This is a genomic window from Paraburkholderia sp. BL17N1 (genome assembly GCF_003634175.1).
Taxonomy (GTDB): Bacteria; Pseudomonadota; Gammaproteobacteria; order Burkholderiales; family Burkholderiaceae; genus Paraburkholderia.
The window spans coordinates 2,917,002-2,930,166 of sequence record NZ_RBIW01000002.1; the positions used below are offsets into that span (position 1 = coordinate 2,917,002).

The 13,165-nt window shown below is 62.2% G+C and carries 12 protein-coding genes and 2 pseudogenes; 8 read left to right on the plus strand and 6 right to left on the minus strand.

What is annotated here, in order from left to right:
• Window positions 1–185: 185 nt before the first annotated feature.
• The 5 genes and pseudogenes from B0G82_RS33010 to B0G82_RS33030 all read right to left on the minus strand — a co-directional run bounded on the left by B0G82_RS33010 (window position 186) and on the right by B0G82_RS33030 (window position 7,392).
• Window positions 186–1,022 (minus strand): universal stress protein, encoded by an 837-nt coding sequence (locus tag B0G82_RS33010; RefSeq protein WP_121310338.1) that lies wholly within the window; start codon window positions 1,020–1,022, stop codon window positions 186–188.
• A gap of 287 nt (window positions 1,023–1,309) precedes the next feature.
• Window positions 1,310–2,941, minus strand: a pseudogene (locus tag B0G82_RS33015) (oleate hydratase).
• 120 nt (window positions 2,942–3,061) lie between these two features.
• Window positions 3,062–3,667, minus strand: a complete 606-nt coding sequence (locus B0G82_RS33020; protein ID WP_121310339.1) for a GPR1/FUN34/YaaH family transporter — start codon at window positions 3,665–3,667, stop codon at window positions 3,062–3,064.
• Window positions 3,668–3,787: 120 nt separating this feature from the next.
• A complete protein-coding gene (gene acs / locus B0G82_RS33025) occupies window positions 3,788–5,764 on the minus strand; it encodes an acetate--CoA ligase (RefSeq protein WP_121310340.1) in 1,977 nt (658 codons plus the stop codon).
• Between the two features lie 503 nt (window positions 5,765–6,267).
• Entirely contained in the window at window positions 6,268–7,392 is a 1,125-nt protein-coding gene (locus tag B0G82_RS33030) for a PAS domain-containing sensor histidine kinase (RefSeq protein WP_241974930.1), read from the minus strand.
• 314 nt (window positions 7,393–7,706) lie between these two features.
• Between B0G82_RS33030 and B0G82_RS33040 the strand changes: the two genes are divergently transcribed.
• The 8 genes and pseudogenes from B0G82_RS33040 to B0G82_RS33070 all read left to right on the plus strand — a co-directional run bounded on the left by B0G82_RS33040 (window position 7,707) and on the right by B0G82_RS33070 (window position 12,568).
• Window positions 7,707–8,255: a hypothetical protein gene (locus B0G82_RS33040; RefSeq protein ID WP_121310342.1), complete on the plus strand. Its 549-nt coding sequence runs from the start codon at window positions 7,707–7,709 to the stop codon at window positions 8,253–8,255.
• A 238-nt stretch (window positions 8,256–8,493) separates the two neighbouring features.
• Window positions 8,494–8,922, plus strand: coding sequence for an Hsp20/alpha crystallin family protein (locus B0G82_RS33045; RefSeq protein WP_121310343.1), 429 nt, complete (start codon window positions 8,494–8,496; stop codon window positions 8,920–8,922).
• Between the two features lie 76 nt (window positions 8,923–8,998).
• Window positions 8,999–9,649 carry a BON domain-containing protein gene (locus B0G82_RS33050; protein ID WP_121310344.1) on the plus strand — a complete coding sequence of 217 codons (651 nt, stop codon included), beginning with the start codon at window positions 8,999–9,001 and terminating at the stop codon, window positions 9,647–9,649.
• A 54-nt stretch (window positions 9,650–9,703) separates the two neighbouring features.
• The gene (locus B0G82_RS33055) at window positions 9,704–9,970 is read left to right on the plus strand and encodes a UDP-glucose 4-epimerase (protein WP_116144323.1); all 267 of its coding nucleotides are present in this window, start codon (window positions 9,704–9,706) and stop codon (window positions 9,968–9,970) included.
• A 348-nt stretch (window positions 9,971–10,318) separates the two neighbouring features.
• Window positions 10,319–10,894, plus strand: coding sequence for a cytochrome b (locus B0G82_RS33060; protein WP_116144325.1), 576 nt, complete (start codon window positions 10,319–10,321; stop codon window positions 10,892–10,894).
• Between the two features lie 16 nt (window positions 10,895–10,910).
• Window positions 10,911–11,306: pseudogene (locus B0G82_RS33065) on the plus strand (histidine kinase); the annotation flags it as partial.
• 391 nt (window positions 11,307–11,697) lie between these two features.
• Window positions 11,698–11,832, plus strand: coding sequence for a hypothetical protein (locus B0G82_RS41145; protein ID WP_277872810.1), 135 nt, complete (start codon window positions 11,698–11,700; stop codon window positions 11,830–11,832).
• On the plus strand, window positions 11,822–12,568 hold the full coding sequence (locus B0G82_RS33070; RefSeq protein WP_121310345.1) for a beta-ketoacyl-ACP reductase: 747 nt from the start codon (window positions 11,822–11,824) through the stop codon (window positions 12,566–12,568). The genes B0G82_RS41145 and B0G82_RS33070 overlap by 11 nt, the downstream gene beginning before the upstream one ends.
• A 20-nt stretch (window positions 12,569–12,588) precedes the next feature.
• Here B0G82_RS33070 and B0G82_RS33075 read toward each other — a convergent pair whose 3' ends face one another.
• Complete coding sequence (locus B0G82_RS33075) at window positions 12,589–12,957, minus strand: hypothetical protein (protein WP_147439598.1); 369 nt, start codon at window positions 12,955–12,957, stop codon at window positions 12,589–12,591.
• Window positions 12,958–13,165 lie beyond the last annotated feature (208 nt).

Below are 13,165 nucleotides of genomic sequence, written 5' to 3' on the forward strand. Positions count from 1 at the left end.
GTTGCCCGCCGATGCCCATACGGCGGCGCGTCAGGCGGACACGTTGGTTCGGCGGCATCTGCACCTGGCGAACAACTGATTTGCGTTCATTTTCCGTGAAACGCCCGCCACATGCCAGTGCCGCCAGTCGGCGTGCTCGTTGCGTGAGTGTGGGCGGCCACGTACCGGGCCGGTTCCGGCGCCAGTCAGTGCGACATCAGCACGGGCACGGTCATCGAGCGAAGAATCGTGCGCGTGGCGCCGCCCATCACCAGCTCGCGCCAGCGGGCGTGGCCGTAGGCACCCATCACCAGCAGATCGGCGCCGCTGTCGGCCACCTGTGACAGCAGCACCTCGCCGACCGAGCCGCCCGGTCCGGTTTCGATGTCGGCGATTTCCACCTGCACGCCGTGCCGTGCGAGCACGGTGGCAATGTCCGCGCCGGGGATACGGGCGCGCTCGAATTCGTGCACCCCGTTGACAGTAAGAATCCTCGTGCTGCTCGCCGTGCGCATAAACGGCAGCGCGTCGTGCACGGCGCGCGTGGCTTCGCGGCTGCCGTCCCACGCGACCAGGACCCGCCCGCCTGCCGACCTTTCATTGCTTGCGTAAGGTACAAGCAACACCGGGCGGCCGCACGAGAGAATGAGGTTTTCCGGAAAGAAGTCGCCGACATACGATTCCGGATCCTCCGGATTGTCCTGGCCTGCCACGATGAGGTCGGCGCAGCGGCCCGCACGCGGCACGGCGAGACTGGCGGGCTCGTCGATGGCGACCCATTCGCCCGGCACGTCGGCGCGCCGCAGTTCGGCGTGAAACAGCCGTTCGAGCGCCGCGCGCCGCTCCGCGCGCATCTCTTCATGCTGCCGGTAATACTCAGCAGTCCCGGCCATGACATAGAGGGAGCGAGGGTCCGGACTGAAGACGGCGAAGGCGCCGGTCAGATGTGCGCCGAACTGTTTGGCCAGACGCAGCCCGATTTCGAGACGCGGATGGGCGTTGGGGCTGGTGTCGAGGTGGACAACGATGGTTTTGTAGCTCATGGCATTCGCTCCTGGAAGGGACGGTGAAGCGCGGATAAGTGAGCTTGAGTCTAGGAACGATGGCGGCGGCCCCTTTGATGCAGATCAACGACGGCTGCGGCGCCGCGCGGCTTTTCGTCAGCGTGCTGAAACGCCATCTCACGCATGACGAAGCGCTGGAGCGGGCCTGCTGATGCCGCATGCCGTGTCTAGGCAGGGAGTAGCATCAGCACGGCGGCCGAGCCCATGACCACCGTCGCGATCGAGCCGAGCACGAGCAGCGGATAGGCGAAGTGGCCGCAGCGCGCTCAGTGGCTGCGCAGCGCCGAAGCCGCGCCATACACCACGCGAGGGTCGTACTGGCCTTTGTACACCGCCGGAGCCGAGCGATTCAACCCAAGCAGCGTGTACACCGCGGTCTGCGCGGAGCGCACCGAATATTCGATAGTGAACACGACGTCGTTCGGCAACTCGCAAAACTGCCCGACGAACGCAAGATTCGCCCAACCCTCGGGTACCACTTCAGGCCTGTCGCCGCGTTTGCGCCGCAGGAACTGGCTGGTGATGAACGGCATCAGGCACGGAATGCAGATCGCGTCGTCGAGAATACCCGGCGCCTCCGCCTGAACATGTAGATGACCGAGTAGCTCGATGATGATTTCGCGTCCCGTGCATTCGATCATTGGCTTGCCGACGAAATTGCCAGGCCTGTCGACGAAGAGCCCATAGCCCCAGAACACCTCGACGTCCTTCGGCTGCCCTATGAAATGCGGCTGGTGCGGCAGGACGATCGAGGCGAGCCAATTCGATTCAGGAAACGTGATCAGGCCGCCTTCGCCTGGCACGTTGCCGGTCAGATCGCAGATCAGGCGGAACAGTGTCGGATCGTGCAACGTTGCGGTGAAGGAGAGCCATTTCGATTCGTCGACGTGATCCGCGAAAACGGATGGGTGGCCAAATTCGGCGCGTCCCGCCGCGATCGTTTTCCAGAGCGCCCACGCGCCGCTACTGTCGTGATGATCGAGCACGGCAGCGCGGTTCGTGCCGCCGAGGCTCGAACCCGCCGTCATCGAACCGAGCGTGACGATGACCTTATCGGCTTCGCCCACCGGAACTTCAATGCGACGGTTGTCCTGTTCGCAGACAATACCCGCGACCCGGTTCAGTGCGCCGCTTTCGTCGTATCGCAGATCGATGACCCGCGTGTTGGCGCGAAATCGCACACCGCGTTCGTCGAGCTATTTGCGCAGCGGCCGCACCATCGAATCGTACTGGTTGTATACCGTGCGCATGATGCCGTGCAACTGGTTGAAGCCCGGCGTCATATGGGTGAAGCGCAGCAGGTAGCGCCGGAATTCGACGGCGCTATGCCATGGCTGGAAGGCGAACGTCGTGCACCACATGATCCAGAAATTGGTTTCGAAGAAGTCGGGCTTGAAGTGGTCGGCGATCCGGCTGTCGCCCAGTAGCGCTTCGGGTTCGAGAGAAAGACGGCCAAGCGTGAGCAGGTGCGTCTCCGCGAGTCCGTAAGGAGGCGCGTCTTCGCGCCGGCCGTTGCGCACGAGGCGCGCTTTCGAGGAAGTGCGAATCGTCTCGTTCCAGTCGAAGATTTCCTTGGTGACGCTGCTGCGGCCGTCGAGCGTGGGAATCGAATCGAACAGATCGTAGGTGCACAGATATTTGCTCTCGAGCATGCGGCCGCCGCGCACGACGTAGCCTTCCTGCGGCGAGCCAGTGCCGTCGAGGCTGCCGCCGGGTTTGTCGAGTGCTTCGAAGATCGTGATCAGACAGCCGGGCACATCGGCGTCGCGAATCAGGAAGGCGGCGGCGGCCAACGACGCAATACCGCCTCCCACGAGATAGAAATGCCCGGGTGCGATGTTTTCTTCCCGGGCCCGATCCGCGACCGGATGCTTGGCGGGATATGCGGAATGATTCATGGTGGGGTCCCCTGATAGCCGTGGAGGTGTTCCCCAGACCATACTCGCGCGGCAGGCACACCCGTTGAGTTGGATCAACGGAGCGCGACTGGACACGCCAGCGCAGAACAACGCGGCCGATTATGCGTTGCGCAACTCTTCCTGAACCGTCAAGGTCACCGCAAGCGGCTCAGTCGCTGCGCCGGTCGGCAGTACCACGCGCCCATGCGTCTCGTTGATGATTTCCGCAGCCGACAGATAAAACGCCAACAGCGCGGTCAGCATGCCCAGATACCCGCCGGCGTGATGCAGCCAATCCAGTCCGGTCCATTCGCTCGCAGCAAGCACGAAAAACGTGATCCACAGCGAGAGAAACACCAACTGCAGCACGCGCGCGGCACGCCACGTCGCCACCCACATGTACAGCGTAAACACGCCCCATAGAAACAGATACCAACCGATAAAGGCCGCCGGCACCGTGCCATGCAGAAACATCACGAACAGGGCAAGCGACCACCAGAACGCGCCGTAGCTGAGGAAAGCGGTCGCGCCGAAGGTGTTGCCGCGAGGAATTTCCATGAGTCCGGCGAGCGCCTGCGCGGTGCCGCCGTATGCGAAAGCGACGGCGAGCACCATCCCCATCGCATTGCCGCTGAACCAGCCGGCGTTGATCATGCTGAGCAGCCACGTCGTCAGGGCAAAGCCGGCGAGGCCGAGTGAAGCGGGATTGGGAGCTTTGATGTTCATGATGACATCCTCCGTTCCATACAGGAACGCTGAAATTGGGGTTGCGCGCGCGTGCATGCCATGCACGCGCGACTTCGAATTGCGTCGGAAGCAGGGCGGTGAGCGGCTATCGCTTGCCTGTCAGGCGGCGTCGGCGAACTGGGAAATCACAGCCGGGTTTTCAACCGTCGACGTGTCCTGCACGATGGCTTCTCCTTTGGCCACGGAGCGCAACAGACGGCGCACGACCTTACCCGAGCGCGTCTTCGGCATCGCATCGCCGAAACGGATGTCCTTCGGCTTGGCGATCGGGCCGATTTCCTTGCCCACCCATGCGCGCAATTCGTCGGCCACGCGCTTCGCATCGGCACCGCACGGACGCGCCGCCCTGAGTACCACGAACGCGACGATCGCTTCGCCGGCGGTCTCGTCGGGACGCCCGACCACCGCAGCCTCGGCGACCAGCGGATGCGCCGACAACGCCGATTCGATTTCCATTGTTCCGAGCCGATGTCCGGAAACGTTCAGCACGTCGTCGATACGGCCGGTGATGGTGAAGTAGCCCGTGTGGCGGTCGCGGATTGCGCCGTCGCCCGCAAGATACAGATTTCCGCCAAGCTCTTCGGGAAAGTAACCATGCCGGAAGCGCTCCGGATTACCCCAGATGGTCCTGATCATCGAAGGCCACGGCTTGCGGACGACGAGCACGCCGCCGTGTCCGTTTGGAACTTCATGCCCGGTCTCGTCGACGATCGCCGCGTCGATGCCGGGCATAGGCAGCGTGCATGAACCCGGCACGAGCGGAGTGACACCTGGCAGCGGTGAAATCATGTGCCCGCCGGTTTCTGTTTGCCAGAAAGTGTCGAGGACAGGACAACGCCCACCGCCGACATGCCGGGCATACCACGTCCACGCGCTCGGATTGATCGGCTCGCCGACCGTGCCGAGCAGACGCAGACTGCGCAGGTCGAAGCGGTCCGGATGTACCGAACGGTCGGCATCTACGGACTTGATGAGCGAGCGGATAGCCGTCGGTGCCGTGTAGAAGATGCTGACCTTGTGGCGCTGGATCATGTTCCAGAAGCGTCCCGCGTTCGGATAGGTGGGCACGCCTTCGAAGATCACCTGGGTTGCGCCGACCGCGGTCGGTCCGTAGCAGATGTAGGTATGACCCGTGATCCAGCCGATGTCCGCCGTGCACCAGAACACGTCGGCGGGTTTGATATCGAAGGTCCACTTCATCGTCAGTGCGGCCCATAGCAGATAACCGCCGGTGCTATGTTGAACGCCTTTCGGCGTGCCCGTCGAGCCTGACGTATAAAGCACGAACAACGGATGCTCCGCGCCCACCCACTCGGGCTCGCAGGTGTTCGGCTGGCCCGCTTCGAGTTCGTGCAGCCATGCATCGCGGCCAGCTATCCATGGAATACGGCCGCCTGTGCGCCGGTAGATTGCCACCGTTTTGACGCTCTCCGTGCCGCCCATCGCGAGCGCTTCGTCGACGATCGTTTTGAGCGGCAATGTCTTCCCGCCGCGAACCTGCTCGTCAGCGGTAATGACGACGCACGCGCCGACATCGATCAGACGTTCGTGCAACGACCTGGCGGAAAAACCGCCGAACACCACCGAGTGCGGCGCGCCGATGCGGGCACACGCGAGCATCGCGACCACGCCTTCAACCGACATCGGCATGTAGATCACCACACGGTCGCCTTTCTTTACGCCGCGAGCACGCAACGCATTGGCGAGCCGGCAGACGCGGTGATAGAGCGCCTGATACGTGACATGCGTGACGTTGCCGTCGTCCGACTCGAACACGATCGCGGTTTTCTCCGCGAGCCCGTTGATCAGGTTGCGATCGAGGCAATTGTAGGACGCGTTCAGCTCGCCGTCTTCGAACCACTGATAAAACGGTGCGTTCGTGTCGCTCAGCACCTTCGTGAATGGGCGGCGCCAATCCAGATGTTCGCGGGCAAGACGCGCCCAGAACGCTTCGTGATCCTGCTCAGCCTCGGCAACGAGAGCGCGATAAGCCTCCATGCCGTCGATGCTGGCATGCCGGGCAAGCGGAATTTGCAGCGTGGTGGCGGTGGGCGGAAGGGTATCGATGGTAGACATAGTCTCCTCACATGAATCATGAAGGCGGCGCAGCGCGTAACGCTTCACCGATGAGAGTGGGCTCTTGCTGGCCATGGGGTGCGGACGCCTGCTTTCCGTCGTTTGCAGGGCGGCGGCAAATCAGCGTGGGTGTAGGCCGACTATGACTGAGTCGCGGCCGGCTCCATTGATGCATATCAAGCAGGAAGCGGAGCGCTGTACTCGGTCATGGCAGGAGTCTGGCGTCCACCAGTCGTCGTGACTAACAGCGCGCTGCTCTCGCGACAGACGATGATCCACATCAAATCGCCCGCGGCGTCCTGGCCATACTTTTAAAGAGCAGGCGAGTGGTCTGCAACGACACGTCGTGCCGCTGACCGTGAAAATGGGCAGGCAGAATGGAAAACGGCGGCCAACAGTTTGTGCGCTGCTGAAGGCGGTGTCGACATGAAGCGGAATTTGCGCGTTGCGGGTCTCGGCACTCGGCGGCGAAACGCGCGCTGCCGGGGCGCCAGTCGAACCTGTCAAGCTGGCGGCGTCTCGTCCGGACGAATCGCGCTGATTGGTACCTGGGCGGCGATCCTGAAACCCTTGCCGGGCGCGCTATCGATTGTCAGCGTGCCGCGCAGCAGGCGCACCCGCTCCCGCATGCCGAGCAAACCGAACGAGCCGCGCTTGCCAGCGTCTTCCACCGCGGTTCCGCAGCCATTGTCTGCGACATAAATCGTGCAGAGGTTGGCGTCGCTCGATATCTCGACCACTACTTCGCTTGCCTGCGCATGCCGCGCCACATTGGTCAGCGCTTCCTGCACGATGCGATAGAAGTTGGTGGCGGCGAACGACGTGAGGTCCGCGTCATCGATATCGATGCGCAGTGTGGTTGCCACTTTAAAGCGGTGCGAGAAATCGTCCACCATCCACTCGAGCGCCGCGCTGAAACCGAGATCGTCCAGCATGGGCGGCCGCAAATTGGCGGCGATGCGGCGCAACGAGGCCATCATGCTGTCGATCTGACGTTGCAGTTCGCCCGCCGCGGCGATTCCGGCTTGCTGATCGCTGCTGCTCGAGGCAAGGCGCGGCTCCAGAGCGGCGATGCCCATCTTGAGCGCGGTGAGTTGCTGGCCGAGATCGTCATGCAACTCGCGGGCAACGCGCCTTTGCTCGTCCTCGCGCACGAGTTGCATCTGCGCGGACATCTCGCTTGCGTGCTCGAGTTCGGCGAGTCGCATGCGCTCGGTCATATCACGGGTGACCTTGGCAAAACCCAGCAGGGCGCCAGACGAATCATGCACCGCCGTGATCGTGACGTCCGCCCAGAACCGCGAGCCGTCCCGCCGTACACGCCAGCCCTGGTCTTCGGCCCGGCCTTGCGTGGTTGCGAGGACCAGTTCGCGGCCCGGCTTGTCGGCGGCGACATCTTCAGGCGTATAGAAAATCGAGAAATGTCGGCCAATGATTTCGTCGGCCGCATAGCCCTTGATTTTGCGCGCGCCGCTGTTCCAGCTTGCCACGCGACCGGCCGGATCAAGCATGAAGATCGCGTAATCCTGCACCGCGTCTATCAGCAACTGATAGCGGTCCTCGAGCGGTACGTCGGAATCGTTCTCCGCTCCGGCACTGCGCTTTGCATCGTTCCAGTTGAAGACCACCTGTATCTCCGGCAAAGGGTGTGATTTGCGGAAGGTCGGTTCAATGCAGGATAAAGCAGACAAGCTACTCTACGCCGAATGATGCCGCTTCTGCCAACTGTTGTCAGCACGTTTCGCCCCAATGAACGCATCGCGAAACGGCCTGACGGACGGCGCAAAGCGCACACGTTCGTGGCAAGCCGATTCGCGGTTGATTCAGGTCAAGCGGCTCCTGACAGCCGCGTCTACATTGAACGCACTGCCGCCGCGCTCATGTTCGCCGCAGCCTCGCGCCGCACGCGTGCGGACCGCTTCATCTAGTCAGGAGATCCATCATGGCAGACCGGTTCGTCACACCGTTCGACCTCTACCGCGCGAGTCTTTCGTTCGCGCTACAAATGCTGAGTTTCAGCCACGAAGCCCGGCAGCGGGCCTGCGAGTTCGAGATGCAGCGCGCCCGGCGCGATATGGCGGCGGCGCATGCCGTTCGCAATGCGGCCGCGGCCGCTGGTGACTGGAGCGAATTCGCGGCGTCATATCAGGCCTCGGTGCGCGATTACCTGGCGACCACCGTGAACCTCTGGCAGCAGGGGCTGGGTTCGGCCGTGCAAGGGCAGCGCGGATTCAGCGAAGGCCTGTGCGAAGCGTTGGCGACCTGGCAATCGGCCTGGCGCGAGCAATGGCCGACGCATGTCCCTATGAATCCGGTCATGCTGCCGTGGCAGGCGTGGCAGCAACAGACGCAAAGCGCGGTGGCAGGCATGCCTTACGGGCGGGCAGGCCGCACGGGCGCCAGTCAAGTTACACCGTTCGACTTGGCGAGTCGGGGCGTATCGCCGGTCGCCAGTGGCGGGGAGAAGCAAGGGGAACCTCATGTCGGCTAAACGCCCCGCCCCGCGATGCGGGCCGCTTGATACATGTCAATCGGCGCCTCATAACCGAGCCTAAAGTCATTGATACAGCGTGCGTGATGCGATGAGCGAAGATCAGTGAACGCCCGGCATCGAAACGCGCTGGAATGCGCCCATCCCGGCCAGCAGGTTCTGCGTGGAGCAGCGCGGGTCGCGAGATGCAACGCCAGTTTGTATCAGTGATGTGATTCACCAAGTCAGGAGCATGACGATGAGCAACTTAACCCGATTTGATCCGTTTACGCTTGAGCCGATGTCGGAACTCTTCCAGGGGCTGTTCCGGCCGTTGCGCGGCACGGGCGGCGAACAGTCCCTTGCCGACATCAAGGTCGACGTGACCGAGAGCGATAGCGGTTACACCGTAAAAGCAGAGCTGCCGGGCGTCGAGAAAAAGGATATCGACGTGAAAATCGACGGCAACCTCGTTGCCATCAGCGCGAAAGTCGAACGGAATCAGGAAATGAAAGACGGCGAACGGGTGATTCGCCGGGAGCGGTATTCGGGCACCGTCAGCCGTGCGTTTTCATTGGCGAGCGAAGTCGATGAGAGTTCTGCCGCTGCCGAATACAAGGACGGGGTGCTCTCTCTGACGCTGCCGAAGAAGGCGCCATCCGAACGCAAGCGCCTGCAGATCAACTGATCTTGCGTCGCGGGAGGCATGACAGCCTCATGCACCGCGCGACGCCGCATACCTATATGCCAATGAGGAGCACGCAATGAAGTCGGACATGGAATTGAAACGGCAGGTCGAAGACGAGCTGGCTTGGGATCCGGCGGTGAACGTCACGGACATTGGTGTCGAAGTGCATGATCGCGTCGTCACGCTGTCGGGCCATCCCGCGAGCTATGCCGAGAAGCTCGCGGCGGAAAAGGCCGCGCAACGGGTGGCGGGTGTAAAGGCAGTCGTCGTGGAGATGGATATCCGGCTGCTGCACACGGACGTGCGGACGGACGAAGAAATTGCCAATGCGGTTCGCACCATTCTGCACTGGACCGTGGGCTTGAGCGAAGAGGCGGTTAAGGTGCAGGTCGAGAAAGGCTGGGTGACGTTGCGCGGCGAGGTCGACTGTGCCTACCAGAGTCACGTTGCCACGCGCACGATTTCACAGATGCGTGGCGTAACAGGGGTCTCGAGCCTCATCCAGATAGGCGGCAATGCGGCGGCGCAAGATATCGGCGATCAGATCGGCAAAGCGCTGCAACGCCATGCGGAACGCGAGGCGAAGCACATCGACGTGAAGGTGCACGAGGGAACGGTTACGCTCACGGGCAAGGTCGACTCGACGGCGGAGCGCTCGGCCGTGCGCGGCGCGGCGTGGTCGGCGCCTGGTGTGCACGCGGTCGTCGACAATCTGACAGTGGGATGACACGTTCGCCTGCCGCAGTCGGTTCATTTCGACGACGTATCAAAGGAGCGACCCATGACGATTTCAGGTAACGTGAGCGATGGCGATTGGTCGGTCGCCGCAATGACGCATTGCACGGCGGGCGGCTTCGACTGTACGATCCAGCTTAGTCATCGCACGCCAGAGGGAATTTTCAAACATCGGTTCACACACAGCAGTATTTTTCCGACGGAGCGCGAAGCCGTCCTGGCCGGTTTGCGCGAAGGTATGGATTGGGTTCAGCTCAAGATGTCGCATACCCTGTCGGTTCAGCCGCGCGACTGTCCCGCCGAGCCGGAGTGAGGTCAGCCGCGCGCGCCCTTGGTCCATCGCCGCATGAGTCCGCCTTTTCGCGTTCGACCGCGCGAACATCCATTCTCACGGCGTCCTTTTAATTCCTCCGCTCAGCCGCGCTTTCAAGGTGCAAGCCACCGGGAACGCACCCAGCTGAAATGGCCGCGGACCGGCGCCTCGGCCGAAGGTGAAGCCGGCGTCGAACCCACGAGACGGCTGTGCCGGTATCAGGTTTCCTTAAGGTTAGGTCGTTAGCATCGCTTCCTTTGGGCGGTGTATTTTCCGGCGGTCGATTTGTGAGTTCTGGCCGTGCGCGCCGTCAATCCAATCAATTTCTGGTCGAATCGAGGAGCACGGATGGATAAGGTCTATGAAATGCGGCTTCCTGCATATGATGCAGTGGCGCGGACGCTGCACTGGCTAACGGCCGTCCTGATCGCGATGCAGTTTGTGATTGGCTGGACGATGCCCGATATCCATAAAGGCACGCAGCCCGTCGGCCTGATAGCCTGGCATCTCGGCGTCGGCTCGGCACTCATCGCTGTTATGGTGGTCAGGGTTCTCTGGCGATTGACCCATTGGCCAAGCCCGGAAGAGTTGCCGCCGTTGCTCAACATAGTCTCGCGCATCACGCATTTTCTGCTCTATGCGGCCTTGCTGGTTGTGCCGCTGCTCGGCTGGATCAACGCATCTTCGCGCGGCTGGACGATCCGCTTGCTGGGCCTCGTGCAATATCCGGCGCTGAGCGAGCCGGGCTCGGCTTTCGGCCACGAGATGGGTGATGTGCACGGCATCTTCGCATGGGTGCTCTTTGCACTCATTGTTCTGCATGTGGCCGCTGCACTATTCCATCGCTTCGTTCTGAAAGACCACGTGTTGCAACGGATGCTGCCCCAAGGAGGGCCGCCGCGCCATCCGGCGCGAAACCAGTGAAACAAGCCGCGTCGCGGGGCGCGTCGAAGACGAAGGTTGGCGCGTGCGCAAAGGCGGAAGGCGGTTATGGGCGAACGTTGTGATCACGGCGGTTTACGATGAAAGTGGCGACCTGCTGGGATTTGCGAAGATCACCCGTGATATGACAGAGAGGCGTCGGCTGGAAGCCCTTGAGCGCGCGAGTGGCGCGTCGGCGCTCGTGCAACAGGCACGCGAGAAGAAGCAGAAGCGCATTGCACGCGAACTGCACGACGATCTGGGACAGCAGATCACTGCGCTCAAGATGACGCTCGCGCTCCACGAAACGGAACTGGCGCAGTTCGTTTCCGCAACGCGTCGCGCGCATCTGGGTTTAGTCCACGAGATGGCCAGCCAACTCGACGCGATGGCCACATCGATGCGGCGCATTGCCCCCGCTCTGCTTTAACGCGCTCCGTGATGTCGCACAGCATGACGGTGTAAAGCCGGTTGTCGCCATCACGAGTCTGCGAGATCGACGCCTGGAGGGGAAATTCCCGCGTTGGCGCGCAAGCCGTATCGCACACGTTGCTGCCCATCTCGCGGTCTGATACGCCGCTTCTGCCGACTCCTGTCTGCACGTTGCGCCCCCGGTGAATGCATCGCGAAACGGCCTGACGACGGCGCAAAGCGCACACGTTCGTGGCAAGCCGACTCGCGGTTGATTCAGGTCAACCGGCTCCTGACGGCCGCGTCTACATTGAACGCACTGCTGCCGCGCCCATGTTCGCCGCAATCTCGCGCTGCACGCATGCGGACGGCTTCATCTAGTCAGGAGACCCATCATGGCAGACCGATTCGTCACATTGTTCGACCTCTACCGCGCGAGTCCTTCGTTCTCGCTGCAAATGCTGAGGTTCAGCCACGAAACCCGGCAGCAAGCCTGCGATGCAAAGCAAGGGGAACCTCATGTCGGCTAAACGCGTTGCCTTTATTACCGGCGGCATGGGCGGTTTGGGCGCCGCGATCAGCCGGCGTCTCCACGATGCCGGCATGGTGGTCGCGATGTCGCATTCCGAGCGCAACGATCATGTTGCCACCTGGCTTATGCAAGAACGCGAAGCCGGTCGCCATTTCGTCGCGTATGAGGCCGACGTGTCCAGCTTCGATTCGTGCGCGCATTGCGCGGAGCGGGTACTCGCTGAATTCGGCACGGTCGACATTCTGGTGAATAACGCGGGCGTCACCCGCGATTCGACTTTTGTGAAGATGAACAAGGAGGATTGGGACAAGGTGTTGCGCACCGATCTCGATTCCATGTTCAACATGACCAAGCCACTGATCGGTGGGATGCTCGAGCAGGAGTTCGGGCGGATTGTCAATATCAGCTCGGTGAACGGCTCGCGCGGCGCGTTCGGGCAAACCAATTATGCCGCGGCCAAGGCAGGCATTCACGGCTTCACGATGTCGCTCGCGCTGGAAGTGGCCAGAAACGGCGTGACCGTGAACACGGTGTCGCCTGGCTACCTTGCCACGGCGATGACCGCGGCCCTCCCAAAGGATGTAATGGAATCGAAGATCCTGCCGCAGATCCCGGTGGGGCGCCTCGGTCGGCCGGGCGAGATCGCTGCCCTCGTGGCCTTCCTCTGTTCCGATGACGCCGGCTTTATCACCGGCGCGGATTTCCCAATCAACGGCGGCATGCATATGCGATAAAAACAACGCTCTTGCGACTGTCACACACATTCCTGCCGAGTCGGCGGCTTTGTAGCGCATGAAGCACTCTGCGGCGCGCCGGCTACCGGTGTTTCACAAAACCGTCGCGACAGCTTTGGCCAGTAATCGAGGCGGTCAATACTTGCGATTGGCACTTCGGTATCGAGGCTCGCCATTCGCTCCAATTCTTCGGCGGGCAGGGGTTTCTCGTTCGCCAGTTGCCGGATCAGCACGAGCGGGTCAGCGTCCGATTCCGATTTCGCGCAAGAAGCGGCCGCACGCGCATGAAAATCGATTCTGAGCTCAGGACAAGCGCGGAGCGCCGTGGTCCCTTGACCAAAGGCGTGCTTTCTGACCTGCCGCCCCGCGACGCGGGCCGCTTGATACATGTCAATCGGCGCCTCATGACCGAGCCTAAAGTCGTTGATACAGCGTGCGTGACGTGATGAGCGAAGATCAGTGAACGCCCGGCTCTCCCTGACGCTGCCAAAGAAGGCGCCATCCAAACGCAAGTGCCTGCAGATCAACTGATCTGGCGAGAAGGCCGCGCGCGGCGCGGCGCCCCTTTAATTGATCCGCTCAGCCGCGCTTTCAAGG